Origin of the sequence: Pelagicoccus sp. SDUM812003 (assembly GCF_031127815.1) — a bacterium.
GTDB lineage: Bacteria > Verrucomicrobiota > Verrucomicrobiia > Opitutales > Opitutaceae > Pelagicoccus.
On the sequence record NZ_JARXHY010000007.1, the window covers coordinates 168,399 to 194,045 of the forward strand.

Sequence of the window (25,647 nt, forward strand, 5' to 3'; positions counted from 1 at the left end):
ATGAGCTCTGGGGTTCAAACGTTTCGCAAGCAAAGCGAGGTCGCTCTGTCGGCCAAGGAGCTCTTCGCCTGGCATGGGCGTCCCGGAGCCTTCTTGCGCCTGAGCCCGCCCTGGGAAAAGGTGGAGCTGCTGCGCGAGGACGAAGGTCTGGGGGTGGGCAAGCGTATCGAGATCTCCTTAAAGACGCCTTTTGGCAGGCGGTCTTGGAAAGGGGAGCACGTCGAATGCGAAAACGGTAGCCATTTTGTCGATACGCAGGTTCAAGGTCCGTTTCGTTCCTGGAACCACCGGCACCGATTCGAATGGATCAACGATACCCGTTGTCGCATGTCGGACGAGATTGAATACGAACTGCCGCTTGGAGGCTTGGGCCGTGGCGTCGCTGGTTCGATGGTTCGCGAAAAGCTGGAGCGGATGTTCGAATACCGCCATCAGCTGATCGCTTCCGATGTCGCCTTTCGCAAAGCCGCGCCGGCCACCGGGTCGCTTCGCGTGCTGGTCGCCGGCGGCAGCGGCTTTCTCGGGCAGCAGCTGATCGCCTTCCTCGGCACGCAAGGCCATCGGGTGCAGACGCTGACGCGCCATCCGAAAAAGCCGGGCGATATCCGTTGGGATCCGGCGAAAGGGGAGATCGAGCTGGCGCGGCTGGAAGGCTTCGACGCGGTGATTTCCTTGATGGGGCAGTCGCTTTTTTCGGGACGTTGGTCGGAGGAGCGAAAGCAGGGGCTTTGGAAGAGCCGCGTGGACGCCACCCAGTTTCTGATCACTGCGCTCACCCGCTTGGAAAGTCCGCCCAATCGCTTCCTCGGCGGGTCGGCCGTCGGTTTCTACGGCCAGAAAAGCGATGGCCTGGTGGATGAGTCTGCGAAACGGGGTGCCGGTTTCTTGGCCGACCTCTGCGACGCGTGGGAAGCTGCCGCCTACCGGGCCGAAAGCTTGGGCTGTCGGGTCGCCTTGCTGCGCACCGGAGTGGTGCTCGATCCCCGCGGTGGAGCCCTCGCTCAGATGTTGCCAGCCTTTCGACTCGGACTTGGCGGGCCGCTGGGCGATGGCCAGCAAGGGTTCCCTTGGATCGCATTGGAAGATTGGGTGAAAGGCGTGACGTGGACTTTGTTGCAGCCGAAACTCCATGGCCCGGTCAACCTGACCGCCCCGGAAACGCTGAGCCAAGGGGCGTTCGCTCGCAAGCTCGGGGCGCGTCTCAGGCGACCCGCGATCCTGCCCGCACCGCAGTTCGCCCTGCGCGGCGCCCTTGGCCAAATGGCCGATGAGCTTCTGCTGAGCGATTTGCAGATCTATCCGCGCGCCTTGGAAAACAGCAAGTACCCTTTCCAGCTGCCCAAGCTCGACGACGCCCTAGCGTTTTCCCTGGCCTGAGGAATCGCTGCCTCCGTTTTCCCAGGCCAGTCGTCTATTAGATTAACGCATTCCGTAGTCGACCCTGCGAGGCGGATCGCTTAGCGTTTAATCCCGTCTTCAACTAATCTTGACTAAGTAGAGTAAGAAACCCAAATATACGCTCACTATGGCAAAAGCATTCCCTAACATAATCGCCGCGATCGGCAACACCCCGCTCATCAAGCTGAACCGTCTCACAGAGGGTTTGGCTGCTGACGTTTACGTGAAGTGCGAGTTCTTCAACCCGCTCTCCAGCGTGAAGGATCGTATCGGTCGCGCCATGATCGAGGCCGCCGAGAAGGAAGGAAAGCTCGGTCCGGACAGCATCATCGTGGAGCCGACTTCCGGAAACACGGGCATCGCGCTGGCTTTCGTGGCTGCCGCCAAGGGCTATCGCTTGGTGCTGACCATGCCGGAAACCATGTCCATGGAGCGTCGGGTGCTGCTTCGCATGTTGGGAGCCGAACTGGTGCTCACCCCGGGCCCTAAGGGTATGCCGGGCGCCATCGCTCGCGCCCAGGAGCTGCTCGAAGAGTATGGCGAGAAGGCGTTCATGCCGCAGCAGTTCGAGAATCCGGCCAATCCGGAGGTGCATCGCCAGACCACCGCGGAGGAGATCTGGGAAGCGACTGAAGGCAAGATCGACGCCTTCGTGGCTGGCGTGGGCACAGGTGGCACCATCACTGGGGTCTCCGAGGTCATCAAGAGCCGCAAGGAATTGTTCACCGTCGCAGTCGAGCCGACTAACAGCCCGGTGATTTCTGGTGGTCAGCCAGGTCCGCACAAGATCCAAGGCATCGGGGCCGGTTTCATCCCCAAGAACTGCAACAAGGATATCATCGACGACGTCATCACCGTGACCAACGAAGACGCGTTCCAAACCGCTCAGGACCTCGCCCTCAAGGAAGGCATCTGTGGCGGCATCTCCTCCGGAGCCAACGTATGGGCGGCCTTGCAGCTGGCCAAGCGTCCGGAAATGGCTGGCAAGACCATCGTCACGGTGGCCTGCAGCTGCGGCGAGCGCTACATCAGCACTCCATTGGGCGAAAAGGCCCGAGCCGAAACGACCGGAGCAACCGCTTAGCGTTCGGGCCGAGCGATCTCCAGCTGATCGACCGTTTTTTAGCGGGCCTCCCTTCGCCGGGGAGGCCCCTTTTCATTTGTATCGACCCACGGGCGCGCCGGGGCGTCTCCGAGCGCCGACGGCCGCAACTGTTGATTGCGACGTTGCAAATAACAGTTGCTCTGGAGGCGATCGCCTTTTTGGGGTGGCGCCTGGGGCGAGTGGGCTTAGGTTTAAGAGGTTACCCTTATGTTGCCTCGTTTGTTCAGCCGTTGTTTCGAAGCCTTCACCGCGGCCGCCTTTCCGTCCCAGTGCGTGGAATGCGGCGGATTGGTGGAGGCGCGGAGCGACTTTGCCAGCGTCTGCGTCGCGTGCTGCGATCGCGTCCAGTTGGTGCGGGAGCCGAAGTGCCTGACCTGCGGATTTCCGTTTTTCGGCGAGACGGAGTCGAAGGCGGGCTGCATGCATTGCGAGCACCTGAGCCCGGTCTTTGGGCAAGGCTGGTCGGTGTCGCTGTTTCGCGGCCCGGTGCGGCATCTGATTCACGAGTTGAAGTATGAGCGGGGATTCTGGGCCTTGCGCGACATCGCTGCCATGGCCCGCCTGGGGCCAGGATTGCGGGAGTTCGTCGGCGACGCGATTCTGCTGCCGGTGCCGTTGCACGCTCGTAAAATGAGGGAGCGGGGCTACAACCAGAGCGAGTTGATCGTTCGCGAGCTGGCGAAGGTGTTTCCGGACAGCGAGATGGGGGACGTCTTGGAGCGGCGCGTGGATACCGTTTCGCAGACGCGGTTCAACCGGCGCGAGCGGGTGCGCAACCTGAAAAATGCCTTTTCATTGCGCCGAAACCGTGCCATACAGCCCGGCCGACGCTATGTTATCGTCGATGACGTTTTTACGACAGGCTCGACGCTCAATGCCTGCGCTCACGCGCTGGAGCAGGCGGGGGCCGGTCGCATAGATGTCTTGACTATCGGGCATGGCTAGACCTGATCCCAAGCGATTTTTCAACTAGAAGGCTCTGACAATGGCACTCTTTCAAAAACCGAAGTACTCGACCGTAATCGTCAAAAAGAAGGACATTCCGCAGGGGATGTGGAAGAAGTGCCCGGTTTCCGGCGAGATCATCTACAACAAGGAACTGGAGCAGAACCAGAACGTGGTGCCCAAGAGCGGCTACCATTTTCCCATCACTGCCCGCAAGCGCATCCAGAGTCTGCTTGACGAGAATAGCTTCAAGGAGGAGGACCGCGATCTCATGCCGGGCGATGCTCTGGAGTTCGTGGATTCCAAGCCCTATCCGGAGCGCGTGGCTCAGTATCAGAAGAAGACCGGCGAAAAGGAGTCGCTCATCAGCGGTCTGGGCAAGATCCAGGGGATCCCGGTTTCCATCGCGGTGTTCGATTTCCAGTTCAGCGGCGGTTCTCTGGGTTCGGTCGCCGGGGAGAAGATCACGCGAGCCATCGAGCGGGCCATCAAAAACAAGATCCCGTGCATTGTGATTTCCGCCTCTGGCGGCGCTCGCATGCAGGAGGGCATCCTCAGTCTGATGCAGATGGCCAAGACCAGCGCGGCGCTCAGTCGGCTTTCGGCGGCCCGGCTGCCATTCATATCGATCCTCACCGATCCGACCGCGGGTGGAGTGACGGCGAGTTTCGCTACGTTGGGCGACGTCATCTTGGCCGAGCCGGGCGCTCGCATCTGTTTCGCAGGGGCTCGGGTGATCAAGGAGACCACCAACGCGGAGCTGCCGGAAGGCTTCCAGTCCGCGGAATTCCTGTTTCAGCGTGGACTCATCGATCAGATCGTGCCTCGCACCGAGATGCGGGCCCGACTGCACGAGCTGCTGGCTGCTCTTTACCTGAAAAAAGAGCCAGAGTCCGCATAACGTAAGGAAGCGGGAGCGCCGCGGCCCTCCCGTCGAACGCCATGCCTGATCTCAGCTCCTACGAGGCAGCCCGCGAATGGTTGTATTCGCTCAAGAATGCGGGGTCGAAATACGGAATCGACCGTATGGAACGTTTCGCGGATGCGCTTGGGCAGCCGCAGCGCAGCTTTCCGTCAATCCACGTCGCTGGCACCAACGGGAAGGGGTCGACCTGCGCCATGTTGGAGCAGGTGTTTCGCGACCAAGGGTTCAAAACGGGGCTTTCGACGTCGCCGCACCTGGTTCGGCAGGGCGAGCGCATTCAGGTGAACCGCCGCATCCTCAGCGAGGAGGCGATTCTGGATTTCGTGCGCGAACTGGCTCCCTTGGCGAGCGCGATTGCCCAGCCTGATGCGGAGTTGCACCCGAGTTTCTTCGAGTTCATGACGGCCATGGCGTTTCTGCGTTTTCAGCGTGAAGCGGTGGACATCGCCTTGGTGGAGGTGGGGCTCGGCGGGCGGCTGGACGCGACCAACGTTTTGGTGCCGGAGTGCAGCGTGATCACTTCCATCGGATTGGACCACTGCGAAATCCTAGGAGACTCCCACGCCGCGATCGCTCGGGAGAAGGGCGGCATCATCAAGCCTGGCGTGCCCGTGGTGGCGGGGCTGCTGCCGGAGGACGCCATGGCGGAAGTGCGAAGCATTTGCCGCGAGCGCGGCTGCGAGCTCATCACGGTAGCGGAGCGTTTCGGCGAGGATTTGGAAAGCTTTCCTCGGACCAATCTGTACGGACGCTACCAGCGCATCAACGCCGCCATTGCCATGACGGTGGTGGAGGCGATGGCGGGGCGTTTCGGCTTGGACCGCGCGACCGCCGAAGCCAGCTTGGCCTCCGTTTCCTGGCCCGGTCGCTGGGAAGAGCGGCAGCTGCGGCATCGGAAGATCGTTTTCGATGTCTCGCACAATTCCGAAGGAGCGCGTTGGCTGGACGACAACTTGGCCGATTTGGTCGAGCGCAGCGGCGGAGCTAAGCCTGACGTGGTGATGGGCGTGATGGGCGGCTATCGAGCCAGCAGCCTGGTGCCGGTGGCGGCGAAGTGGGCCCGCAGCATCACCTTCGTGGTGCCCCAGCAGAGTCGAGCCTGTTCGCTGGAGGAGCTAGCGTCGTTCGTGCCCGACGATTTCGAGGGGGCGGTGGAGCGGGGCGAGATCGCTCGGATCTTTCCGTCGAAAGGCGTCTGCTCCCTCGATCAGCACGGAGCCCCTCCTCTGGTGGTCACGGGTTCGATCTACCTGATCGGCGAGATTTGGGATCGGTTTCTGGAAGAGAGCCCGCTTGGGCAAGGCGCGTTGCAGGATTTCTAAGGGCCCGGCGGAGACAGGCGAGAGCGCGAAACGCACCTGTCCGATTTCGGGGGCTTCCCTCTGCGATGGCGATTTTTCGGATCGATTTTTGAAAACACTATTGACAGACGGGTCCGAACTTGGATTTTCGGGGGCCTTTCCAATTCATGCCTCTCTAGCTCAATCGGTAGAGCAGTTGACTCTTAATCAATTGGTTCGGGGTTCGAGTCCCCGGGGGGGTACCAATTTCCTAAAGGTGCACGGTCCCGCGCCGTTATCAGACAAAGCCACGCCGGCGTAGCTCAATTGGTAGAGCAACTGATTTGTAATCAGTAGGTTGCGGGTTCGAGTCCCATCGCCGGCTCCATTTTCCAAAAACCGCTTTCCGCGAGAAGGCGGTTTTTTCGTATCGGCTGGCCGCGACGAACAGGGCGGCTCGCCCGAGCGAAACCTGACCGGAATCGCGGCGGCCATCGAGCTCGCCGACGCCTGCCGAAAATTCCCGTCTTTCCCCTTTACACAGGGGGGCTTTTGTATCTTTGTCTTCGGTTTCTTCAAAGTCATGCAAAAGACCAAGAAATCCATAGCAAAGCGCTTCAAGCTTACCGGCAACGGCAAGCTCCGTCGTCGCTCACCTGGCCAGCGTCACCATCTGCACCAGAAGAGCACCAAGCAGAAGCGTAACCTCAACAGGGACAAGTCCGTCTCCGACGGCCGTCAGGCAGACCTCATGCGCGGTCTTCCCCACGGTCTCTAAGACCCTGTTACGACGAGAATTATTTCGATTGGGTAAATACTTAGTAGGCGACCTAACGAAATCGAGCACTAGAAAGATCACCAAACATGCCTAGAGCAACAAACGCACCCGCATACAACAAGCGTCGCAAGAAGATGCTGAAGCAAGCCAAGGGCTACTTCGGCAACAAGTCGCGACTCTACCGCTACGCGAAGGAAGCAGTGGCCCACGCCCTGCAGTACGCCTATCGCGACCGCCGCGCCAAGAAACGCACCTGGCGCCAACTCTGGATCGTCCGCATCAACGCCGCTTGCCGCGCGGAAGGCATCAGCTACAGCCGATTTACCGAGGGCCTCAAGGCTGCGGAAGTCGTGCTCGATCGCAAGATCCTCGCTGATCTCGCTGTGAACGATCCCGTCGCGTTCAAGGGACTGGTCGAAAAGGCCAAGGACGCCCTGAAGGCGAAGGCAGCCGCCTAGAGCGGGCTCGTTCCACACGACATTCCGAAGCTCGCTAAAAAGAGCTCGGACATCTAAATTTAGCCTTTCATCAAAAGGAGTTCGGGTATCTGCTCGAACTCCTTTTTTTCATTTTCGACCCACTTGTTGGGCGGATCCAAGATCCGCCGTCGTCCAGTCCCATTCCAAGCGGATCAGCGATCCGTCCCGCACCGATTTCCAGACCATGGAAGAAGAACTCAAAAACATCGTAGAAACCGCGAAGAAGAAAGTCAGCGCCGTGAGCAGCCGCGCTGGATTCGAAAGCATCAAGGCGGAGATCACCGGCCCCAACGGAGCCTTGACCAAGGTCATGAAGGGCATGGGCTCCGTTCCCAAGGAGGATCGTCCGGCCTTCGGCAAGATGATCAATCAGGCCAAGCAGCAGATTCAAGGCTTCTACGACCAGGCGCTCGAGGCCATCGAGAACGCGGAGCTCGCCGCCCGCATCGGTCCGGCGATCGACCCATCGCTGCCTTCGGTGGAGCCCGGTCCGGGCAGTCTTCATCCGCTTACCAAGGTTCGGGAGGAAATCTGCAGCATCTTCAAGCAGATCGGCTTCACGGTGGTGGAAGGCACGGAAGTGGAAACGGAGTACTACTGCTTCGACGCTTTGAACACGCCGGCCGATCACCCGGCTAGAGATTTGCAGGACACGTTCTATCTGCCTGACGACGCCCGGTTCGGCAATGTATCCAAAAAGGAAGACGAGCGCTACCTGCTGCGCACGCACACCTCTTCGGTCCAGATCCGCACCATGCTCAAGGAGAGGCCGCCGCTGCGGGTCATTTCTCCGGGCCGCTGCTTTCGCCGCGACACGGTGGACGCCACGCACAGCGCCAATTTCCATCAGATCGAAGGGTTGTACGTGGACGAGAACGTGACCGTTCGCGACCTCAAGGCGGTGCTCGACTACTTCTTCGAGCAACTGCTAGGCAAGGGAACCAAGACCCGCTTTCGTCCGCACTTCTTCCCGTACACCGAGCCGAGTTTCGAGGTCGATTTCTCCTCGAGCCATCTTGCGAAGCTGGGCAGCGAGTGGGTGGAAATCGCCGGCTGCGGCATGGTCGAACCCGCGGTTTTCGACTCCGTCGGCTACGATCCGGAGACGTATTCCGGTTTCGCCTTCGGCATGGGGATCGAGCGCATCGCCATGATTCTCTACGGCATCGACGACATTCGCTACTTCTACCAAAACGACGCCCGCTTCCTGTCGCAGTTCGCCTAAGCGAACGTGTATCCAAAATCCCTAACACTTTCCTACAGTGAAACTTTCTCTGAAATGGCTTAAACGCTATGTAGATCTCGACGAGACTCCACAGGAGCTTGCCGACTCGCTGACGCTGCTCGGCTTCGAAGTCGACGACATGGAAACCACCGGCGTGCCCCTCTTGGAAAACGTGGTGGTTGGCGAGGTGCTTCAGCGCGATCCGCATCCCGATGCGGACAAGCTGGGCGTGTGTCGCGTCGATTGCGGTCCTGAGTTTGGCGAAAAGTCGATCGTGTGCGGAGCCAGCAACTACAAGGTGGGCGATCGCGTGCCGGTCGCTCTTCCCGGTGCGGAGCTGCCAGGCGGCTTCAAAATCAAGCGTTCCAAGCTGCGTGGCGTGGAGTCCGATGGCATGATGTGCTCCGGCAAGGAAATCGGAGCCGGGCAGGATCATGCAGGTCTGCTGATCCTGGAAGATCGCCCGGAAGTCGGCACGCCGATCAACGAGGCCCTGAGCGACAGCGACACTGTTTTTAATCTCGAGGTGACGCCAAATCGACCGGATTGCCTTTGCCATCTTGGTATCGCCCGTGAGCTTGCCGCCTGGTATCGCCGAGAGCTGAAGTATCCGGAAATCAACGACATCACCCCTGAAGGAGATCGTCCGAATGGCGAATCGATTTTCGGCGGAGTCGAAGTCGATGCAGCGGAGGATTGTCCGCTCTACCTAGCCAGCGTGATCAAAGGCGTGAAGATCGGGCCGAGCCCGAAATGGCTGCAGGAGGCGCTTGCTTCCATCGGCTTGCGTCCCATCAACAACGTGGTGGATGTGACCAACTTCGTAATGCACGAATGCGGCAACCCCATGCATGCCTTCGATGCCCGGGATATCGCGGGCGGCCGGATTCGCGTGCGCCATGCTAGCGATGGCGAGCCGATGACTACGCTCGATGAGACGGAGAGAAAGCTTTCGGACCGCATGGTGGTGATCGCTGATCAGGAAAAGCCGTTGGCCGTGGCCGGCGTCATGGGAGGCTTGAACTCGGAAGTGAAGGGCGACACGACGGACGTTGTTTTGGAAGTCGCATACTTCAAGCCGTCCACCATTCGCTGGGTATCCAAAAAGCTGGGACTTTCTACCGACAGCTCCTATCGCTTCGAGCGCGGGGTGGATCCGCTCTCCTTGCGTTACGCAACTGACCGAGCCATATCGCTCATCCTGCAGACCGCGGGCGGCGAGCTTTGCTCGAACAGCTACACGGCTGGCAAGGAGCCGAACTGGGAGACCGAGATCGAGATGGACCCGAATTGGGTGCGTCGCAAAGCCGGCTTCGACATTTCGGATGACGATATCAAGGAAGCGTGGGAGTTGCTGGACCTATCGGTCAACGAAGCGTCTGAAGACGAGTGGCGGGTATCCATCCCCAGCTACCGAGGCGACCTGTACCGTCCCATCGACCTGTTGGAGGAGGTTCTTCGAATCTACGGTACGCATCGCATCCCCGGCGGACAGGTTCGGGCCACTGCGACTACCGCTGTCGACAGTCCTATCACGGAGTTCGTGAGGAAGTCCTCCAGCTTCCTCGTTGGCCAGAATTTCGCCGAGGCGGTGAACTACACATTGCGTTCGCAGGAGGAGCAAAAGACCTGGTCGGGCCATGTGTGCGCTGAAGAGCTGGCTTTGCTGAATCCGATCAGCGAGGACCAGACGCAGCTCCGTCACAGCCTGCTGCCTGGCTTGCTGGAAACGCTGCGCCTCAATCAGGCCCGCAAGACAGGGGCCAACCGTTTCTTCGAAAGCGGTCGCATCTTCGCGGAGCTTAACGGGAAGATCGTGGAGATGATCGCGGTGGCGTTCATCGAATGCAACGGGGGCGTCGAACGCAGCTGGAAGGAGCGCGGTTTCGACGATTTCTACGCGGTGAAAAAGCGGGTGGAGACCATCGCGAGCTTCGCCGGACTCGACCTGAGCAAGTTCAAGATCCGTCCAGTGGGTGAAAACGGAACTGCTTGGCAGGAAGGCCACAGCGCTGCCTACGAGGAGCCGAAGGCTGGTTTCTTCGCCCGCATAGGCTTGATGAGTTTGCCTCGTATCAAGGAAATGGATATCCAAGGCGAGGTCGTGGGAGGTATCTTCTGCTATCTGCCCGAGCGCCTGCGTCAGCCCAAGCGCATCAAGTTCAAGCCGTTCAGTCTGTACCCGGCGACGAGTCGGGACTTGGCTCTGGTAGTTGACCAGAACGAGAGCGCGGAGGAGGTGGCCCGCACCCTGTCTAAGCTCGCGAGCAAGGCAGCGAAGGGGTTCGAGGTCGAAGCCGTTTCCATTTTCGATGTTTATCAGGGGACCGGCCTAGCGGAAGGAAAGAAAAGCGTCGCTATTTCAATCGCCTTCCGAGCGATGGACCGGACTTTGAAGGACAAGGAGGTGAGCAAAGTCTTCGAGGCGATCTGCAAGCAGGTCCCGGAAAAGACGAGCTACACGATTCGCGACTAGAACGAACGTTTTCCCAGAACGCAGAAGACCATGTCGAAAAAGACGCATATCGATATCGACTACACCGCCAAGCTCGCTCGCATCGCTTTGAGCGACGAGGAAAAGGCCAAGTACTCGGAGCAGCTGGATTCAATCATTGGATACGTGGAGAAGCTCGAGGAGCTCGATACGAGCGATGTCGAGCCCACGGCCCATCCTCATCCGGTGAGCAACGTTTGGCAGGAGGACAAGGTAAGCTCGGAGCTGTCCGTGCAGGAAGCGCTCAAGAACGCTCCCGCCCAACGCGACAACATGATCGTGGTGCCGAAGGTGGTGGATTGAACGGAGTCGCCCACGAATAACACAAATTGACACGAATTGATCGACTAGAGGAGCATAGCGCATTCGTGCGGATTGGAGCAATTCGTGGGATGTGTAGTTAGTTATTCACGATGCAGGAACTTTATTATAAAACGGCGAGCGAGCTTTCGGAGCTGCTGGACAAGAAGGAGCTGTCTGCGGTGGAGCTGACCAAGACGGTTATCGAGCGCACCAAAGCGGTCGAGGATCGCGTGGCCGCTTTCAACAGCTACGACGAAGCCGACGCTCTGAAGCAGGCTGAAGCCTCTGATCTCCGGCGAGCGGGAGGGAAGACCTTAGGTCCCCTTGACGGCATTCCGGTAGGAATCAAGGACGTGCTGGCGGTGAAGGACCAGCCGCTCACTTGCTCGAGCAAGATGCTGGAGAACTTCGTCTCTCCCTACGATGCGACCTGTATCCAAAAACTGAGGTCGAACGGGGCTGTGCTGTGGGGACGGCTCAATATGGACGAATACGCCATGGGCTCTTCCACTGAAAATTCCGCTTTCAAGAAGACCTCCAACCCATGGAATCTCGATTGCGTGCCTGGCGGTAGTTCCGGCGGAAGCGCTGCTGCCCTAGCGGCGGGTGAAGCTCCTTTGACCTTGGGCAGCGATACGGGCGGCTCGATTCGACAGCCAGCTTCGTACTGCGGAGTGGTGGGGTTGAAACCGACTTATGGGCGGGTGTCGCGCTTCGGTTTGGCGGCCTTCGCGTCGTCGCTCGATCAGGTCGGGCCGATGGCCCGAAGCGTGAAGGACGCGGCGATGCTGCTGCAGGGTATAGCAGGTCACGACGAACGAGATTCCACATCCTACCGGGCGGACGTGCCGGACTATTTGGCGGCCATGGAGTCTCTGAAAGGAAAGAAGTGGACCCTCGGCCTGCCCAAGGAGTATTTCGAAAACGTCTCCGACGAGTCGGCGATGAAACCGGTGCAGGACGCGATCGAGTTCTACCGAAGCCTAGGTTGCGAGATCAAGGAAGTCAGCTTGCCGCATACCGAGTATGCGGTCGCGACCTACTACATCATCGCCACCGCGGAGGCCTCTTCGAATCTCGCCCGCTACGATGGGATCCGCTACACTCACCGTGCCGAGGCGTTTGACGCCAAGGACTCGGTTGACATCTATTGCCAATCCCGAGCGGAGGGATTTGGCGAGGAAGTGAAGCGTCGTGTGATTTTGGGTACCTACGTTCTGAGCAGTGGCTATTATGACGCCTACTATCTAAAGGCACAGAAGGTGCGCACGCTGATCCGTCGCGATTTCGAAAACGCGTTCAAGGAAGTCGACGCGATCTTAGCTCCCACCTCGCCTTCGACCGCCTTCAAAAAGGGCGAGAAGACGGCGGACCCGCTTTCGATGTATTTGAGCGATATCTACACGATCTCGGCGAATTTGGCTGGGATCGCAGGTTTGTCGTTGCCTTGCGGATACAGCGATGGACTGCCAGTGGGGCTGCAGGTCCTCGGCAAACCGTTCAAGGAAGAAGAGATTCTGGCCGTGGCGCAAGCGTTCGAATCGGCTCACGATTTTAAGAACCAGCACCCGAACTTGTAGTTATATTTTAACCACTGATTTCAAGAATAGACACAGGTGATATGAAGGATGGTTTTGCGAATGGAGCGCTTTCTGTGCTCGTCTGAGCCATCTGTGGTTGAAAAAAGCATTTAGGAAAATGGAATACGAAGCAGTTATCGGACTGGAAGTCCATGTTCAGATCAAGACCGAGTCGAAGATCTTCACCCGTTGTCGCCAAGGTTATGGATACGAGCCAAACACGCTTGTCGACGCCGTGATCATGGGCCTGCCAGGGGCGTTGCCGGTGATGAACAAGGCGTCGCTAGATGGCATCATCAAGGCGGGTCTGGCTCTCAATTGCGTCATTCCCGACTACTGCAAGTGGGACCGGAAGAACTACTTTTATCCAGATAGCCCGAACAACTACCAGATCACTCAGTACGACAAGCCGATCTGCGAAGGCGGCTATGTCGAGATCGAGTTGCCCGGAGAAAACCGTGGCGTGATGGGAGAGCATAAGAAGATCCAGCTCACCCGCATCCATTTGGAGAACGACGTAGGAAAGCTGAACCACTTTTCCGAGGACAGCTTGGTGGACTACAATCGCGCTGGGTCTTCCTTGATGGAGATCGTGAGCGAGCCGGACATGCATTCCGGCGAGGAGGCGTTCGCCTTTCTGACCGCCATCCGGCAGACTATGATCTATTGCGGGATTTCGGACTGCGACATGGAAAAGGGGCAGATGCGCGCGGATGCCAACATTTCGGTTCGTCCGGTGGGGCAGAAGGAGCTCGGAACGAAGATCGAGCTCAAGAACCTCAATAGCATTACGGGCGTGAAGAACGGCATCGACTACGAGATCAAGCGTCAGATCAGCGAGCTAAAGCGTGGCAAGCAGCAGGTCCAAGCCACCTGGCGCTGGAACGCGGACCTCGGTCGCACGGAGCTGATGCGCGAGAAGGAGGACGCTCACGACTACCGCTATTTCCCCGATCCGGATCTGATGCCGGTGGAGATCGATGATGAATGGCGGCAGCGCTTGCGCGACGAGATTCCCGAGCTTCCGTGGGATAAGCAGCGCCGCTTCATGAAAGAGTACGGTCTGCCCTATACCATCACCTGCGTGCTTGTGCCGGACCGCAAATTGAGCGATTGGTTCGAGTCCGCGGCCAAGCAGGCTCCCAAGAGCGCTCAGGCCTTAGGAAATCTGGTGGCCAACGACCTGTTGCGCGAGATGGGCGAGGCGGGGATCTCGCTCGACGAGTGCAAGATCACTCCGGACTCGCTGCTGACGCTGGTCCGAGCGGTGGAAAAGGGCGTCGTGCCCAAGAACGTGGCCAACAAGGACGTGTTTCCCGAAATGTTCAAGACCGGCGAAACGGCGGATCAGGTCATCGAGCGAAAGGGACTGAAGCCGGACTTCGACGAAGGTCAGGTCAGGGCCTGGTGCCAGGAGGCCATCGACGAGAATCCGCGCCCAGTGGAGGATTTTCGTTCCGGAAACGACAAGGCGCTCAACGCCTTGCTGGGGCCGGTGATGAAAAAAAGCCGCGGCAAGGCGAATCCGCAGCTCGTGCAGAAGCTGATTCGCGAGCTGCTGGGATAGCGAGCTCCCGTTTTCGAAGCGTGAAAAGGCGGGACTGCGAGGCGCTCGCCTCTGCCGGTTCGGGGCCTGGTCGCTGGGACGCAAAAAGCCAACCGCTCGGTTGAGGGGTTGGCTTTTGTAGAGTAAAAAACTGGCGGCCGACTAGCTTTGCAGCTGGGCGCCAATTCGTCTTGCTGCGATGACGAGCGTCAGCGCAGCGGCACCCACCAGCCCGTAGGCGCTGGGTTCCATATTGCCTGACGTGCTATCGGTGTAAGCGTTTTGGATATACGAGACGATAGGTTGTTGTTTGGCTTCAGTGGAGCTGGATTCCGTACCGTCGGATATGTGAGCGCATACCACCGTAGCGGTGATGAAGCAGGCGGTTGCGGCGATTATAGGTTTCATGGGACAGAGGGATCTTGGCAGGCTACGTTGCTAATATCACCCTATTCGTCCGTAGAGGGCAATGCCTAGAGAGCGTCAGAGGCGTGAAACGGATGCACGCCTAAGTCCGCGTCAGCGATTGCCTGATGGGGGGGAAGGGGCGATCCCTCGGCTGGCGCCGAAGTGGCGCGTTTTCGGGTCTTGGCCGGTGGAAACCAGCTCCTGCTGAGGCGCTTGGAGCGCTTCGTTTAGCGTCGGGAAGCGGGTCGCTAGGATTCCTCTCCGCCCCAGGGCAGAGCGCGCAGGGCGTTCTCGTATTCGGTCTGGGTAAGGTCGGTGTAGTCCACCCGTCGGTAGGTGCGCAGCAGGGGCGTTCCTGGGGGGAAGGTGCCGTTGAGGAAGAGCTGGCTGAACCCCCATTTGCGAGCGGGCGGGCTGTAGTAGTTGATCTGCCATTGGCTGTCGTCCACTTCGCTTTCGTAGAGGCAGACCAGCGATCCTCTGATGTAGAGGCTCTTGCCGCCCCAGTCCTCGAGGAAGCGGGGGAAGTTGTGCACGCCGCCGCTGCTTTTCCCGTTGCTGCGTGCGTCGGAGGGGATGAGGCCCGAGACGATGGCGGCCGCCACTTCAGTGCTGCTGGCGTCGGGTTTGCTCGAGGTGATGGAATCGTCCCAGCTGTTTGAGAGAATGGTGACGCTATCTCCGTAGAGAGCCACCGGCACTTCGCCCACTTCGGGCACCAAGGCGCTGTTTTCGCTGGTCCAGGTATCGTGCAAGGTGCCGTCGGCATTGAAATGGCCTTTCACGTAGAGGGCGTTGTTGGTGGCGAAGGTCAAACCTGGGTCTTCTCCATAGCTGGGAATGCCCTGTCCGCTGCGGTCGGTCTCGCCGCCCCAGACGCGAATGCCCGAGTGGTGCAGGCGCTCCTGGTTCTGGGCGTTGCTGGAGCTGGTCTTGGTTTCGAAGTAGACGATGCCGTTCCACTCGGAGCCGGGGTTGTAGGCCGAGTGAGGGATATCAGGATCGTAGACGCCGATGTGGCCGTTGGGTGAGGAGACGTCGGGATTCTCGATCAACTGCTTCAGTTTTCCCACGTTGAAATCGACCATGTCGATCTGCTTGTTGCGTCGTTTGTCCTGCATGGCGTTTTCCTTGATCTCGTAGAGGTAGTCGCTGCCGGGGCCTTCCAGATTCGAGATGTCGTACTCGTAGCCATCGCCATCGAAGGCTTTCACTTCCCCTGTTTCGACGTCCCAGGAAAAGTAGAGGCCGGCTTTGGTGGAGAGCTTTTGTTTCTCGATTTCGGCGTTGTAGTCCGGACTGGCGGTAGGCAGCGGCGGCTCGATGAGGGCGTGACCGGAATTGACCGGATCGTATTCGTGAGTGGAGGGATCGTCTTTCTTGTAGTCGGGAAAGGCCACAGGCTGGTAGGTTTCCACGCCATGCTCCTGGGTGAGCAGGTTGCCGTTCCATCGATTGGAGGCGTATTCGCGCCAGTCGCTGCGATTGGAGTCCATGAAGCTGCCGCCGTCCTTCATGGAGACCAGGTCTCCAGCCCGGTTCTTGAAGCGCACGTCGCCCGTCTGCAGGCGCTCGTTGCCGGATCCTTGGGCGGAGGGTTTGCCGGTGCCCCAGCCGTAGAACATGTCTTTCGAAGTGGATACGGGGTAGTGAAAGTCGACCCCGTCGATGCCTTGCAGGTACAAGTCCCCGTTGGTGTGGACCGGGCCGAAGATGTCCATTTTGGGTCCGGGCGAGACTTCCAGATCGAGGTTGTAGAAAATGGCGTGGGCGAAGAGCGGGGCGTCGCGGACTTGGAGCTTCTGGGAAATGTAGCTGGTGATGCTGGAGCCGCCGAGGGGGTCATTGACCACCGCCTTGGCGTAGATGCCGATGTTTCGGGCGTAGACCTTCTGGCCGCGCAGCGGATCGAATTCGTTGGCTGGGTCGACGGGGTCGATGTAGGTCAGCTCGGTGGGGTAGTCGGGCACGGTGCCGCCCACCAGCTCGGATTTTTCGTAGTCGAGCACGCTGCCGAACAGGCTTGAGGCTGGCATGGTCAACTCGTCGCTGGAGCCGGGCTTGAGAGCGTCCATGGAGAAGTTGGTGCGGTTTTCGAACTTGTGGCGCAGCTGCGCGAAGCCGTATTCGGCGATGGCTTCGGAGGCGTTTTTCGAAATGAGCCGCAGTTCGTGGCGCTTGTTGATTCTTCGTTCCGACATGGAATGGCTGAAGAGGGAAGCGATGATGACTGCGAGCGAAGTGGCGATCACGAAGACCGCCAGCAAGGCTCCGCCGCGTTTTTCGGATATCAGGTTGGAAGCTCTCATGGGGTTATCCTCTCGGCGAGACGGTGAAATTGTAGGTGTTGGTCGCCCGTTTGGCGAGATTGCCTTCGTGCAGGATCTCGCCCTGCACCGTGATGCTGCGATTGAAGAAGTTGTAGAAGAGCCGCCCGTCGCTCAGACCGCGGGAGAGCTCGATGATCTCCTCGTGGCTGCCCGCGGAGCTGGATGCTGGCAGCAGGTCGGCCAGGGGCTGGTCGGAGGGAGGATCGAAGGCGATAGAGAACTTTTGCACGGGACCTTCGGTGGTCTCGGTAGCGGAACGATAGAAGCCGATGAGCTGGGTATAGAGCGATGGATCGTCATCGTCCACGAATGCCAGCACCATGAAGTCGCCTGAGCCGCCTTCGTCGACCACGGTGCGGTCGGAGAAGGACTTGTAGATGACGAAGTAGTTGGAGTAGGTGGCGAAGTCGGAGAGCTCGCTGGTGAAGGCTCTGATGTCGCGGTTGACCAGTAGCTTGCCTTCGGTGTACGCAGCGAAATTGGAGGTATTGATCAGGAAGGCGGTGGTTCCTGCCATGATTAGGCTGAAGATACCTAGGGCGATCATCACTTCGACCAAGGTGTAGCCGCGGTTGCTGGTTTTGGGGGCGGGCGTGTTCATGTTTTCCTTAAAAAGTTGGGACGCGGGATCGGATGGCGTAGAGGGTGTTTCCGACCGATTGGGCGCTTCCCGGTCCGGGGTTCTGGTAGGACCAGCGCAGGATGATGCGTCGGGCGTCGCTGACGCCGGCCGCTTCGTTGGTGATGTCTTCCACGTAGACCACGTAGTTGATGGCGAGATCGTCCGCTTCGTCGTCGGGCGTGTTGTTGATGTCGATCAGGCGGGTGTTCAGGATGTCCGAGTTTTCGTTTCCCGCTTCGGGGTCGGCCGGCATCGGCGAAACCGCTAGGCTATCGGCCGCTCCCTGGTTGATCAGTTCCTCGATGGAGCTCTGGTCGAGCAGGGAGTACTCCATGTTCTTCATTTGCTCGATGTAGCCCTGAGCCACGGCGGTTGCGGTGCCAAGTTGGATGGACCCCTCCGTGAGACGCCGCACCTGCAGGAGTCCGCTCAAGGTCCCGAAAGCGAGAAGACTCAGAATGACGGTGGCGATCATCAGCTCGATCAGCGAGTAACCGTCGCTTCGCGACAAGGAGGCATGGATGCTTTTTTTGGGTAATGGCGGAGCAGGGTTCATTTTCTGAGGAACGAAGGTGTCAGCAATATCGCTTAAATTTGGCGATTTTAGATCCATCAGGGCGAAATGAGCTCCTTCCTCTAGGGCGACTTGGGCAGGAGACCTTTTTTCCGTTTGGAAAATCCCTGAATTCCCCTGAATCGAAGCGCTTCCCGCATGGAGAGGCGGACGAACGACACGGCGTCGCTCGTAGAGTGGCCGGCGTCGCATTTAGATTGCGGCGAGCAGACCCTGGCCTTATGCCGTTTCGCTTTCTAACGAACCATGAAGTCTTTCTACATCACCACCGCTATCGATTACGCAAACGGTTCGCCGCACCTTGGCCATGCCTACGAGAAAGTGTTGACTGACGTCGTCGCTCGCTTCCGACGCCTCAAGGGGGAGGACGTGCGCTTTCTCACTGGCCTCGACGAGCATGGACAAAAGGTCCAGCAGTCGGCTCGCCAGCGCGGTATCGAGCCCATCGAGCTGTGCGACGAAGCGGCGGAGAAGTTTCAAGGGCTTTGCAAGCGCTTGGAGATTTCCAACGACGATTTCATCCGCACCACGGAAGAGCGTCACAAGAAGGTGGTGCGAGCTCTCTTGCAGGATCTCTACGACCGCGGTGAGATTTATCAGGCCGAGTACAAGGGCTACTACAGCTCCCGCGCCGAGCAATTCCTGCAGGAGAAGGACAAGGTGGACGGCGCGTGGCCGGAGATCTACGGAGAGGTCACGGAGATCACAGAAAGCAACTATTTCTTCAAGCTCAGCAAATACCAGGATTGGCTGGTCGATCATCTCAAGAACAACGAGGACTTCATCTTCCCGCGCTTCCGCGCCAAGCAGGTGCTGGAGTTTCTCAAGGAGCCGATCAACGATCTGTGCATCTCTCGGCCCAAGGAACGCTTGGAATGGGGCATCCCGCTCCCCTTCGACGAGCAGTACGTGACCTATGTCTGGTTCGACGCCCTCGTGAACTACATCAGCGCGGTGGGCTATGGGACGCCGGATTTCGAAAAGTATTGGCCAGTGGACTACCACGTCATCGGCAAGGACATTCTTCTGCCCCCGCACGCCGTCTATTGGCCCATCATGCTGAAAGCGTGCGGCATCGAGCTGCCCAAGGGGCTGCTGGTGCATGGCTGGTGGATGACTGGCGGTCAAAAGATGTCCAAGAGCACCGGTAAGGTGATCAACCCGCTGGATCTCATGGACGAGTTCGGCGCGGACGCCTTCCGCTACTTCGTCACCCGCGAAATGAATGTGGGGCAGGACAGCGAGTTCTCCGACGAGCTGTTCATGAGCCGCTACAACAGCGACCTCGCCAACGATCTGGGCAACTTGCTCAATCGGGTGCTGACGATGACGCCGCGCTATTGCGGCGAGACCTTTCCCGCCCGAACCATCGAGGAAGCTCCGGAGAAGGAGCTCGAAGCGGTTTGGGCGGAAACCGAGGAGCAGGTCGTGACCCTCTACGAGGAGTTTCAGTTTCACAAAGCCCTCGAGCTGACCTTCAATTTCATCCGCTCCATCAATCGCTATGCCGAGCAACGTTCGCCTTGGAAGCTGGCCAAGTCGGATGACGAAAAGGACAAGCAGATCGTGGCGACTTCGCTTTCGCTGATGGCGGAGGCCCTGCGGCGAGCGGTCGGCTTGATCGAGCCCGTGATGCCTGAAACGACCAAGCGTGTGTATTCGCTGCTTGGCTACAAGACCGATGCGGTTTGGCGCGAGCGCCTCAAGGCGTCGGACGCGTTGACTGGCTGCAAGGTGGGCGAACGCGTTATCCTTTTCCCTAAGCCGCAACGCGAAAAGTAGTCAGCGAGTCGCCACTGCGTGGATACGATTCCTTTAGATCCGTCCCAAGCGGGAAGCTACGAGGCCTTGTTTCGCTTTCTGCAGGGCTGCCAAGCGAGAGCGGCGGAGCGTTCCCATCCGCAACTGGTGAGCATCGCTGCGGAAGCGGGCGCCCTCGACCCTCTGGCGGTGCTGGAGTCGATCTACGAGGAAAACGAGCCGCATTTCTACACCGAACGGCGCAGCGAGAATCTTGCGATCGCCGGGGCGGAAGACGCTGTCCGTTTCGCTCCTACGGGCCCGCGGCGCTTCGCCGAGGTGAAGGAGTGGATAGCGGATACGCTGGAGCACACCATCGCGGTGGGCGACGACAGCCTGCCGTTTTTCGGACCTTGCTTCTTTAGCGCCTTTTCGTTCTTCGCTGATGTGGAGCAATCGGAACCGTTTCCTTCCTCAAGCGTATTCGTTCCCCGGTGGCAGGTCGCGGTCAAAAAAGGGCGCTGCGTCGCCATCGCGAACGCGTTGGTGGAACCCGAGAGCGATGTCGCAGCGGAGGCGACGCGTATATGGAACGCGAATACGAAGTTTCGCAGCTTCGACTATGCGGACTCCGAGCAACGCAGGGCCCGACCGCGGCTCGATGTCATCGAGACCTCCGAATGTGGCGGCGACGCTATTTTCAAGCAGTCCGTTTCCAAGGCGGTGGAGGCGATCAAGCGCGGCGACTTTCGAAAGATCGTGCTAGCCCGAGCGCTCGACCTCACTGCGAACCAGGCCTTTCATCCGCTTGAGATTCTGAATACGCTGCGGGAACGCTACCCAGATTGCTACGCTTTTTCCTATGCCAATGGGAGAGGGGAGAGCTTTATCGGGGCCAGTCCGGAACGGCTTGTTTCGGTCGAGGACGCCGTGGTCAAGGTAGATGCGCTAGCGGGTACCGCCCCGCGCGGTCGTTCCGCGTCCGAGGACGCTCAACTGGGGAATCAGCTTTTACATAGCGAAAAGGATCTTCGCGAGCACGCGATCGTGTTCGAGTCGATCCGCCGGCGACTGCAGCAACTGGGCATTTCAGCGCCCGAAAGCTGTCGGCCCTATCTCAAGAAGCTTCAGAACGTGCAGCACCTGCATGTGGATATCGAAGCGAAGAAGCGCTCAGGTATTCACATGTTGGATATCGTGGAAGCCTTGCATCCGACGCCTGCGGTGGGAGGCACCCCACGCGAAGTCGCGGTGGCCTCGATTCGCGATTTTGAGACCTTTCCTCGAGGGCTGTACGCGGGGCCGATCGGCTGGGTGAACGCCCAGGGAGAAGGCGAGTTTCTAGTGGCGATCCGATCGGCTCAGGTCTCGGGAAAGCAGGCTCGTCTCTATGCTGGCGTCGGTGTGGTGGACGGTTCTGAGCCGGAGCGAGAGTATCAGGAAACGAACTTGAAGTTTCAGGCTCTGAAGGAGAATCTCCTCTAGCATGCCGGGCGGTTTTCCAAATCAAACGACTCAATGGGCGAGCGTGCTTGTGGAAACGCTGCGCCGCAAAGGGGTTGAATACGCGGTCACCTGCCCCGGCTCTCGAAGTTCTCCGCTCACTTTCGCCTTCGCCCGTTGCCATGGGGTCGAGGCCATCCCGATTCTCGATGAGCGGTCGGCGGGCTTTTTCGCTCTGGGACTTGCCAAGCGAAGCGGCAAGCCTGTCGCGCTGGTGTGCACGTCTGGATCGGCCGTGGCGAATTTCTTCCCAGCGGTGGTGGAAGCTAGCGAGCTCGGTATCCCGATGATCGTACTGACCACGGATCGTCCGCCGGAGCTGCGGCACTGCGCTGCGGGCCAGACCATAGATCAGCTGAAGTTCTTTGGTGGATACGTCAGAAGCTCGATCGAGCTGGCGGTACCGGAAAACGACTTGGAGCTGCTGCGCTATCTCAGGCAGACAGTGGCCCACCAGGTGGACAAGGCGCTGCATGGCGATCCCGGGCCGGTGCAGATCAACGCGCCTTTTCGCGACCCGCTAACTCCGACGGAAGTAGAAGGATTTCAACCGCGCCTCGAACCATCGGAGCTGGCTTCGTTCTGTTCCCAGGTGGCGCTGCAGCAAGTCGCGCCGACCGGCGAGTGGTCGTTGCCCGATGAGTGGAGTCAGTGCGGAGAGGGCATCATCTTGGTTGGGCCGAACGCTCCGGTAGACGAAGCGTCCTGGCTTTCGAATGTCGGAGCCTTGGCGGACGCTTTGCAATGGCCGCTTCTAGCCGATGGTATGAATCCCATCCGCTACCGAGCGAAGGATTTTCCGTCGTTGGTCAGTGGATACGAATTCCTTCTGCGCTCGGATCGATTGCGCGACGAGTTGAAGCCGAAGCGCGTGCTTGTGTTGGGAAGCTATCCCACCTGCAAGCTGCTGCGCTCCTGGCTGGCGAAACTGGATCTGCCGACGCTGATCCTTGCGGAGCGGTCTCGGAATCTGGATGCGACGCACTCCCGATCGCAAACCGTGGCGCTCGATCTCGCCAAGACAGCGGTTTCGGCCCCCACGCGCGAAAGCGGAGCGTTTCTCGAGGCCTGGCTCGCTGCGGATGCCCGGACGATGGGTCTGCTCAGCGATCGCATGCAGGCTGAAAGCGCCTTCTTCGAGGGCAAGCTCGCTTGGATGTTGGGATCGATCCTGCCCGAAAACTCGACCCTATGCGTTTCCAACAGCATGCCGCCGCGCGATCTGGAGTTCTACCTGCCCAAGAACGACCGTCGGGTTCGGGTCTTCAGTTCGCGTGGAGCCAATGGTATCGATGGAATACTGTCCACCGCATTGGGAGTGGCCCATCGGCAGGGGCCTGCCTATCTGCTGATCGGCGACCTCGCATTGCTGCACGATAGCAACGGAGCGCTGATTCGAAACGTCTTTCGAGGCAGTCTGACCCTGTTGCTGCTCAACAACGCGGGTGGAGGGATCTTTGAAGCCTTGCCTGCGGCCCGTTTCGATGACGTGTTCGAGAAGCATTTCGCGACCGATCAGGCGATCGATTTTGCGAATTGGGCTCGAACTTATGGATTCGAGCATCGACGCGTCGATAGCTGGAGCGAACTCGCGAAGTTGGTCCCGCAAACGAAACCGGGTATCCGGATTTTGGAGATAACGACGAATCGAAAACGAGACGTAGAGACGCGTCGGCTTTGGTTCAGCGAGATTTCCGAGGCCTTGTGAAATACCTGCGTCGCTCAGGACAGCTTGAGGGCGCCGTGTTGCAGCAGAATGGATGCGACGCCGTAGCGAAGGTTGTATTCGGAAAAGTATATTTCCTTGCAGCCGAGGTATTCCAGCGAGGTTTTGAGGGTGGCGACTGCGGTAGGAAAGATGTCCGCTCGGGATGCTGGTATGCCAAATCGAACCACGCGCTGATCGGAGTCGACCTCGCAGATCGATTGAGCCTTGGCGTTGAACTCCTCCATGGACAGCCCTTGGGAAAGCTGTTTCTTCGAGAGCAGCGTAGCGAAGTGTTTCGCGGAACCGCCGGTGAGTATTGCAAGAGGGGACGGCGAGGACTGCGGAGGAAAAGTGGAGCGGCTCCAGGCGCTGCGCGTGTATTCGTAGATCCGTTGAAAGTCTGAGACCGATAGCGCGGCGGCCCGATCCTTCAGAAGCAGAGATGCGAGTCGGACCGAACCGAGCTGAAGGCTCTCCGCCCCCAATAGCTGGCGATCCTTAATCTGGATACACTCCAAACTGCCCCCGCCAAGGTCGAGCAAGGTGTAGGTATGCAGGTCCTCGAACTGGGGATCGCACTGGACGCCCTTGCCGATCAGGTAGGCCTCTTCATCGCCAGAGAGAATGCGAAGCTCGTGTCCGCAACGGCTTTCGACGGCGTTGACGAAAGCCTGCTTGTTGCTGGCGTCGCGCACGGCGCTGGTGGCCACGATGCAGAGCGTGTCGCAGGATTCTTCGCCTATGGAGACGAGACGGGCGATGGCGGCGGCGCCGCGTTCGATGGCGTCTTCGTCGATGATGGGCGGATTGCCTGTCATGCCTTCGCCGATACGCGTTTCCTCGACATGGAATTCGACAGTTTCGGCGGTGGTTTTCGGCGACGCCTTGGCCACGAGCAGCTTGATGGTATTGCTGCCTACGTCGATTATGCCGACGGTTTCGGACCTAGATTTCATAGCCTTTAGGGGCGATGAGCACCACGAACTCGCCCTTTTTGCTCGCGGTTTCCATCTCTTCGCGAATCGAGCCAATCGGTCCGCTGCGAATGGTTTCAAACCTCTTGGTCAATTCGCGGCCGATGCAGACCACGCGTTCGGAGCCAAGGGTTTCTTCCAGCTCCTTCACCATCTTTTGGATACGGTGGCAGGATTCGTAGAGAGCGATGGTGTGCTTGAACTCTCGATACTCCTCGAAGAAGCGCTTACGGGCGGCGGACTTTGGAGGCAGAAATCCGGCGAAGAAGAAGGCGTCGGTGGGCAGCCCGCTCACGCTAAGCAAGGTGATCAGAGCGCTTGGGCCGGGCACGGGCACGATGGGCAGTCCACGTTTGCGGCAGGCTCTGGCGACGCGAAATCCAGGGTCGGAGACGCCCGGCGTGCCAGCGTCGGAAACCAAGGCGATCGATTGGCCTGCCTGCAGTTTTTCCACGATCGCTTCCGCAGCCTTGGCTTCGTTGTGGTCGTGGTAGGAGAAGAGCGGACGCCGGATTTCCATGCGGGTGAGCATGGCTCCGGTGGTGCGGGTATCCTCGCAAGCGACGGCGTCCACCTGCGAGAGCAGAGACCGGGCGCGTTCGGTGATATCGGCCAGGTTGCCGATAGGGGTCGCCACGACGTAGAGGTGTCCTGGCTCTGGGCTCAAAGAGGCGTTTTCGCCGGGCATGAGGAGGGGCGAACGTGGAGTGGCCGGGGCGAGATGCGACAGCTTAGCTGCTGCCCATGCCTGGAACGCCGCCTTCCCAGTCCTTGGGTCGACTCCATGGAATGGTGGATTCGTCCGGATCCGCGCAGCCTGTGATGAACAGGCAGGTGGAGAGGCTCGCGATGGCTAGTATGAGCGATAGGAACTTTTTCATTTTCAAAAGCTTAGTTTGGGCTGGCGACCGAATCCCCGGATTGTGGGGTTTTGAGGAGGGACTCTGGCAAAACTCGAGCTATGCTCAAGTTTTCCTTAACTTCGGTGACTTGAATTTTAGCGATGGGGGTGTCGCCGTGCTGCACGTAGAGCTCGCTTTGCAGGCGCACGCCTTCGTTGTAGCCGATGTCTAGAACGACGAAGGAGGCTTCCTTGCCCACGGTGAGCACCTTGCCAGCGAGGCTCGGGTTTTCCGGTATCCGCACCGAGAGCAGGGGCGATTGGGGAGCGGCGTCGGCTCGGGTTTGCTGCAGTTCGAGAATCTGGCGTTCCAAGGCTGCGATCTGCTGCTCGTAGTCCACCACTCGGTCTCTGGGCACGCTGCTCGCCCGCAGGGTGGCCAGCTCCTGGGTGAGGCGATCGTTTTCGCTTTGCAGCCGCTGCTCGGCGATGGCTTGCACATCTCGTTCGTCGACAAGGCGTTGGTTCTCCCGTTGGAGCTGGGCGAGCTGCGTCTCGGCCAGCAGGTTTTCCGAGTCGAGCCGCTCCGCCTCCTCGCTGGAGCGATCCAGTTCGGCTCGAAGATCGGACACCTCGTCCCGTAGGGTGGCGGACTTGGAGCGCTCGGAGCTGAGCTGGGCCTGCAGGGTTTCGAGCTGAGCGTCGCTCGAGATCCGGTTTTCCTGAGCAAGGAAATAGAAGGCGCCGGAGGCGATGGCTCCGCCGAGGGCGAGCAGCTGCAGGAGTCGATTGAAGGCCTTCATGGTGGTATCTTGGTGTGGGACACCGAATGTAGGAGAAAGTACCCCAGCCGCTGGGGACTTAAAGCTTTTTGTGGGAGCGACTCCTC

The 25,647-nt window shown here is 59.3% G+C and carries 23 protein-coding genes and 2 tRNA genes; 17 read left to right on the forward strand and 8 right to left on the reverse strand.

Annotation, left to right across the window (positions count from 1 at the left end; translation table 11 throughout):
* From QEH54_RS11625 to gatB, 14 genes are all read left to right on the forward strand, one after another.
* The gene (locus QEH54_RS11625) at nucleotides 1-1,377 is read left to right on the forward strand and encodes a TIGR01777 family oxidoreductase (RefSeq protein WP_309018846.1); all 1,377 of its coding nucleotides are present in this window, start codon (nucleotides 1-3) and stop codon (nucleotides 1,375-1,377) included.
* 148 nt (nucleotides 1,378-1,525) lie between these two features.
* Entirely contained in the window at nucleotides 1,526-2,482 is a 957-nt protein-coding gene (cysK, locus tag QEH54_RS11630; RefSeq protein WP_309018847.1) for a cysteine synthase A, read from the forward strand.
* Nucleotides 2,483-2,710: 228 nt separating this feature from the next.
* Entirely contained in the window at nucleotides 2,711-3,448 is a 738-nt protein-coding gene (locus QEH54_RS11635; protein WP_309018848.1) for a ComF family protein, read from the forward strand.
* 40 nt (nucleotides 3,449-3,488) lie between these two features.
* Nucleotides 3,489-4,349 carry an acetyl-CoA carboxylase, carboxyltransferase subunit beta gene (gene accD, locus QEH54_RS11640; protein WP_309018849.1) on the forward strand — a complete coding sequence of 287 codons (861 nt, stop codon included), beginning with the start codon at nucleotides 3,489-3,491 and terminating at the stop codon, nucleotides 4,347-4,349.
* 41 nt (nucleotides 4,350-4,390) lie between these two features.
* Nucleotides 4,391-5,695 (forward strand): folylpolyglutamate synthase/dihydrofolate synthase family protein, encoded by a 1,305-nt coding sequence (locus QEH54_RS11645; RefSeq protein ID WP_309018850.1) that lies wholly within the window; start codon nucleotides 4,391-4,393, stop codon nucleotides 5,693-5,695.
* A gap of 148 nt (nucleotides 5,696-5,843) precedes the next feature.
* Nucleotides 5,844-5,919, forward strand: a tRNA-Lys gene (locus tag QEH54_RS11650).
* 46 nt (nucleotides 5,920-5,965) lie between these two features.
* Nucleotides 5,966-6,041 (forward strand) — tRNA-Thr (locus QEH54_RS11655).
* 195 nt (nucleotides 6,042-6,236) lie between these two features.
* The gene (rpmI, locus tag QEH54_RS11660; RefSeq protein WP_309018851.1) at nucleotides 6,237-6,431 is read left to right on the forward strand and encodes a 50S ribosomal protein L35; all 195 of its coding nucleotides are present in this window, start codon (nucleotides 6,237-6,239) and stop codon (nucleotides 6,429-6,431) included.
* 86 nt (nucleotides 6,432-6,517) lie between these two features.
* Complete coding sequence (gene rplT, locus QEH54_RS11665) at nucleotides 6,518-6,889, forward strand: 50S ribosomal protein L20 (protein ID WP_309018852.1); 372 nt, start codon at nucleotides 6,518-6,520, stop codon at nucleotides 6,887-6,889.
* Between the two features lie 205 nt (nucleotides 6,890-7,094).
* The gene (pheS, locus tag QEH54_RS11670) at nucleotides 7,095-8,135 is read left to right on the forward strand and encodes a phenylalanine--tRNA ligase subunit alpha (RefSeq protein ID WP_309018853.1); all 1,041 of its coding nucleotides are present in this window, start codon (nucleotides 7,095-7,097) and stop codon (nucleotides 8,133-8,135) included.
* A gap of 37 nt (nucleotides 8,136-8,172) precedes the next feature.
* Nucleotides 8,173-10,611 (forward strand): phenylalanine--tRNA ligase subunit beta, encoded by a 2,439-nt coding sequence (pheT, locus tag QEH54_RS11675; protein WP_309018854.1) that lies wholly within the window; start codon nucleotides 8,173-8,175, stop codon nucleotides 10,609-10,611.
* A gap of 30 nt (nucleotides 10,612-10,641) precedes the next feature.
* Nucleotides 10,642-10,932 carry an Asp-tRNA(Asn)/Glu-tRNA(Gln) amidotransferase subunit GatC gene (gene gatC, locus QEH54_RS11680; protein WP_309018855.1) on the forward strand — a complete coding sequence of 97 codons (291 nt, stop codon included), beginning with the start codon at nucleotides 10,642-10,644 and terminating at the stop codon, nucleotides 10,930-10,932.
* 110 nt (nucleotides 10,933-11,042) lie between these two features.
* Complete coding sequence (gene gatA / locus QEH54_RS11685; protein WP_309018856.1) at nucleotides 11,043-12,512, forward strand: Asp-tRNA(Asn)/Glu-tRNA(Gln) amidotransferase subunit GatA; 1,470 nt, start codon at nucleotides 11,043-11,045, stop codon at nucleotides 12,510-12,512.
* A 118-nt stretch (nucleotides 12,513-12,630) separates the two neighbouring features.
* Entirely contained in the window at nucleotides 12,631-14,079 is a 1,449-nt protein-coding gene (gene gatB / locus QEH54_RS11690) for an Asp-tRNA(Asn)/Glu-tRNA(Gln) amidotransferase subunit GatB (protein ID WP_309018857.1), read from the forward strand.
* 141 nt (nucleotides 14,080-14,220) lie between these two features.
* Here the strand turns inward: gatB and QEH54_RS11695 are convergent, their stop codons facing one another.
* From QEH54_RS11695 to QEH54_RS11710, 4 genes are all read right to left on the reverse strand, one after another.
* Nucleotides 14,221-14,466 carry a hypothetical protein gene (locus QEH54_RS11695; RefSeq protein WP_309018858.1) on the reverse strand — a complete coding sequence of 82 codons (246 nt, stop codon included), beginning with the start codon at nucleotides 14,464-14,466 and terminating at the stop codon, nucleotides 14,221-14,223.
* 248 nt (nucleotides 14,467-14,714) lie between these two features.
* Nucleotides 14,715-16,775: a hypothetical protein gene (locus QEH54_RS11700; protein ID WP_309018859.1), complete on the reverse strand. Its 2,061-nt coding sequence runs from the start codon at nucleotides 16,773-16,775 to the stop codon at nucleotides 14,715-14,717.
* A 4-nt stretch (nucleotides 16,776-16,779) separates the two neighbouring features.
* Nucleotides 16,780-17,397 (reverse strand): prepilin-type N-terminal cleavage/methylation domain-containing protein, encoded by a 618-nt coding sequence (locus QEH54_RS11705; RefSeq protein ID WP_309018860.1) that lies wholly within the window; start codon nucleotides 17,395-17,397, stop codon nucleotides 16,780-16,782.
* A 7-nt stretch (nucleotides 17,398-17,404) separates the two neighbouring features.
* A complete protein-coding gene (locus QEH54_RS11710; protein ID WP_309018861.1) occupies nucleotides 17,405-17,974 on the reverse strand; it encodes a prepilin-type N-terminal cleavage/methylation domain-containing protein in 570 nt (189 codons plus the stop codon).
* A gap of 264 nt (nucleotides 17,975-18,238) precedes the next feature.
* Between QEH54_RS11710 and metG the strand changes: the two genes are divergently transcribed.
* Genes metG through menD form a run of 3 tightly spaced genes read left to right on the forward strand, consistent with a single transcriptional unit; the run spans nucleotide 18,239 to nucleotide 22,943 of the window.
* Nucleotides 18,239-19,774, forward strand: a complete 1,536-nt coding sequence (gene metG / locus QEH54_RS11715; RefSeq protein ID WP_309018862.1) for a methionine--tRNA ligase — start codon at nucleotides 18,239-18,241, stop codon at nucleotides 19,772-19,774.
* A gap of 18 nt (nucleotides 19,775-19,792) precedes the next feature.
* Nucleotides 19,793-21,217 carry an isochorismate synthase gene (locus tag QEH54_RS11720; RefSeq protein WP_309018863.1) on the forward strand — a complete coding sequence of 475 codons (1,425 nt, stop codon included), beginning with the start codon at nucleotides 19,793-19,795 and terminating at the stop codon, nucleotides 21,215-21,217.
* 1 nt (nucleotide 21,218) lies between these two features.
* Nucleotides 21,219-22,943, forward strand: coding sequence for a 2-succinyl-5-enolpyruvyl-6-hydroxy-3-cyclohexene-1-carboxylic-acid synthase (gene menD, locus QEH54_RS11725; protein ID WP_309018864.1), 1,725 nt, complete (start codon nucleotides 21,219-21,221; stop codon nucleotides 22,941-22,943).
* Nucleotides 22,944-22,957: 14 nt separating this feature from the next.
* On the opposite strand, the gene QEH54_RS11730 is transcribed toward menD, so the two are convergent.
* The 4 genes from QEH54_RS11730 to QEH54_RS11745 are packed head-to-tail and all read right to left on the reverse strand — an operon-like array spanning nucleotide 22,958 to nucleotide 25,561.
* Nucleotides 22,958-23,899: a hypothetical protein gene (locus tag QEH54_RS11730; protein ID WP_309018865.1), complete on the reverse strand. Its 942-nt coding sequence runs from the start codon at nucleotides 23,897-23,899 to the stop codon at nucleotides 22,958-22,960.
* Nucleotides 23,889-24,605: a 16S rRNA (cytidine(1402)-2'-O)-methyltransferase gene (rsmI, locus tag QEH54_RS11735; protein ID WP_309018866.1), complete on the reverse strand. Its 717-nt coding sequence runs from the start codon at nucleotides 24,603-24,605 to the stop codon at nucleotides 23,889-23,891. Before rsmI ends, QEH54_RS11730 begins: the two co-directional genes overlap by 11 nt.
* A gap of 43 nt (nucleotides 24,606-24,648) precedes the next feature.
* Nucleotides 24,649-24,798, reverse strand: a complete 150-nt coding sequence (locus tag QEH54_RS11740; protein ID WP_309018867.1) for a hypothetical protein — start codon at nucleotides 24,796-24,798, stop codon at nucleotides 24,649-24,651.
* Between the two features lie 10 nt (nucleotides 24,799-24,808).
* Nucleotides 24,809-25,561: a hypothetical protein gene (locus tag QEH54_RS11745; protein WP_309018868.1), complete on the reverse strand. Its 753-nt coding sequence runs from the start codon at nucleotides 25,559-25,561 to the stop codon at nucleotides 24,809-24,811.
* Nucleotides 25,562-25,647 lie beyond the last annotated feature (86 nt).

What these genes read in the sequence shown, in the direction of transcription:
- QEH54_RS11625 (WP_309018846.1), top strand. Translation starts at nt 1, where the DNA reads ATGAGCTCTGGGGTTCAAACGTTTCGCAAGCAAAGCGAGGTCGCTCTG.
- cysK (WP_309018847.1), top strand. Translation starts at nt 1,526, where the DNA reads ATGGCAAAAGCATTCCCTAACATAATCGCCGCGATCGGCAACACCCCG.
- QEH54_RS11635 (WP_309018848.1), top strand. Translation starts at nt 2,711, where the DNA reads ATGTTGCCTCGTTTGTTCAGCCGTTGTTTCGAAGCCTTCACCGCGGCC.
- accD (WP_309018849.1), top strand. Translation starts at nt 3,489, where the DNA reads ATGGCACTCTTTCAAAAACCGAAGTACTCGACCGTAATCGTCAAAAAG.
- QEH54_RS11645 (WP_309018850.1), top strand. Translation starts at nt 4,391, where the DNA reads ATGCCTGATCTCAGCTCCTACGAGGCAGCCCGCGAATGGTTGTATTCG.
- rpmI (WP_309018851.1), top strand. Translation starts at nt 6,237, where the DNA reads ATGCAAAAGACCAAGAAATCCATAGCAAAGCGCTTCAAGCTTACCGGC.
- rplT (WP_309018852.1), top strand. Translation starts at nt 6,518, where the DNA reads ATGCCTAGAGCAACAAACGCACCCGCATACAACAAGCGTCGCAAGAAG.
- pheS (WP_309018853.1), top strand. Translation starts at nt 7,095, where the DNA reads ATGGAAGAAGAACTCAAAAACATCGTAGAAACCGCGAAGAAGAAAGTC.
- gatC (WP_309018855.1), top strand. Translation starts at nt 10,642, where the DNA reads ATGTCGAAAAAGACGCATATCGATATCGACTACACCGCCAAGCTCGCT.
- gatA (WP_309018856.1), top strand. Translation starts at nt 11,043, where the DNA reads ATGCAGGAACTTTATTATAAAACGGCGAGCGAGCTTTCGGAGCTGCTG.
- gatB (WP_309018857.1), top strand. Translation starts at nt 12,631, where the DNA reads ATGGAATACGAAGCAGTTATCGGACTGGAAGTCCATGTTCAGATCAAG.
- QEH54_RS11695 (WP_309018858.1), bottom strand. Translation starts at nt 14,466, where the DNA reads ATGAAACCTATAATCGCCGCAACCGCCTGCTTCATCACCGCTACGGTG.
- QEH54_RS11700 (WP_309018859.1), bottom strand. Translation starts at nt 16,775, where the DNA reads ATGAGAGCTTCCAACCTGATATCCGAAAAACGCGGCGGAGCCTTGCTG.
- QEH54_RS11705 (WP_309018860.1), bottom strand. Translation starts at nt 17,397, where the DNA reads ATGAACACGCCCGCCCCCAAAACCAGCAACCGCGGCTACACCTTGGTC.
- QEH54_RS11710 (WP_309018861.1), bottom strand. Translation starts at nt 17,974, where the DNA reads ATGAACCCTGCTCCGCCATTACCCAAAAAAAGCATCCATGCCTCCTTG.
- metG (WP_309018862.1), top strand. Translation starts at nt 18,239, where the DNA reads ATGAAGTCTTTCTACATCACCACCGCTATCGATTACGCAAACGGTTCG.
- menD (WP_309018864.1), top strand. Translation starts at nt 21,219, where the DNA reads ATGCCGGGCGGTTTTCCAAATCAAACGACTCAATGGGCGAGCGTGCTT.
- QEH54_RS11730 (WP_309018865.1), bottom strand. Translation starts at nt 23,899, where the DNA reads ATGAAATCTAGGTCCGAAACCGTCGGCATAATCGACGTAGGCAGCAAT.
- rsmI (WP_309018866.1), bottom strand. Translation starts at nt 24,605, where the DNA reads ATGCCCGGCGAAAACGCCTCTTTGAGCCCAGAGCCAGGACACCTCTAC.
- QEH54_RS11740 (WP_309018867.1), bottom strand. Translation starts at nt 24,798, where the DNA reads ATGAAAAAGTTCCTATCGCTCATACTAGCCATCGCGAGCCTCTCCACC.
- QEH54_RS11745 (WP_309018868.1), bottom strand. Translation starts at nt 25,561, where the DNA reads ATGAAGGCCTTCAATCGACTCCTGCAGCTGCTCGCCCTCGGCGGAGCC.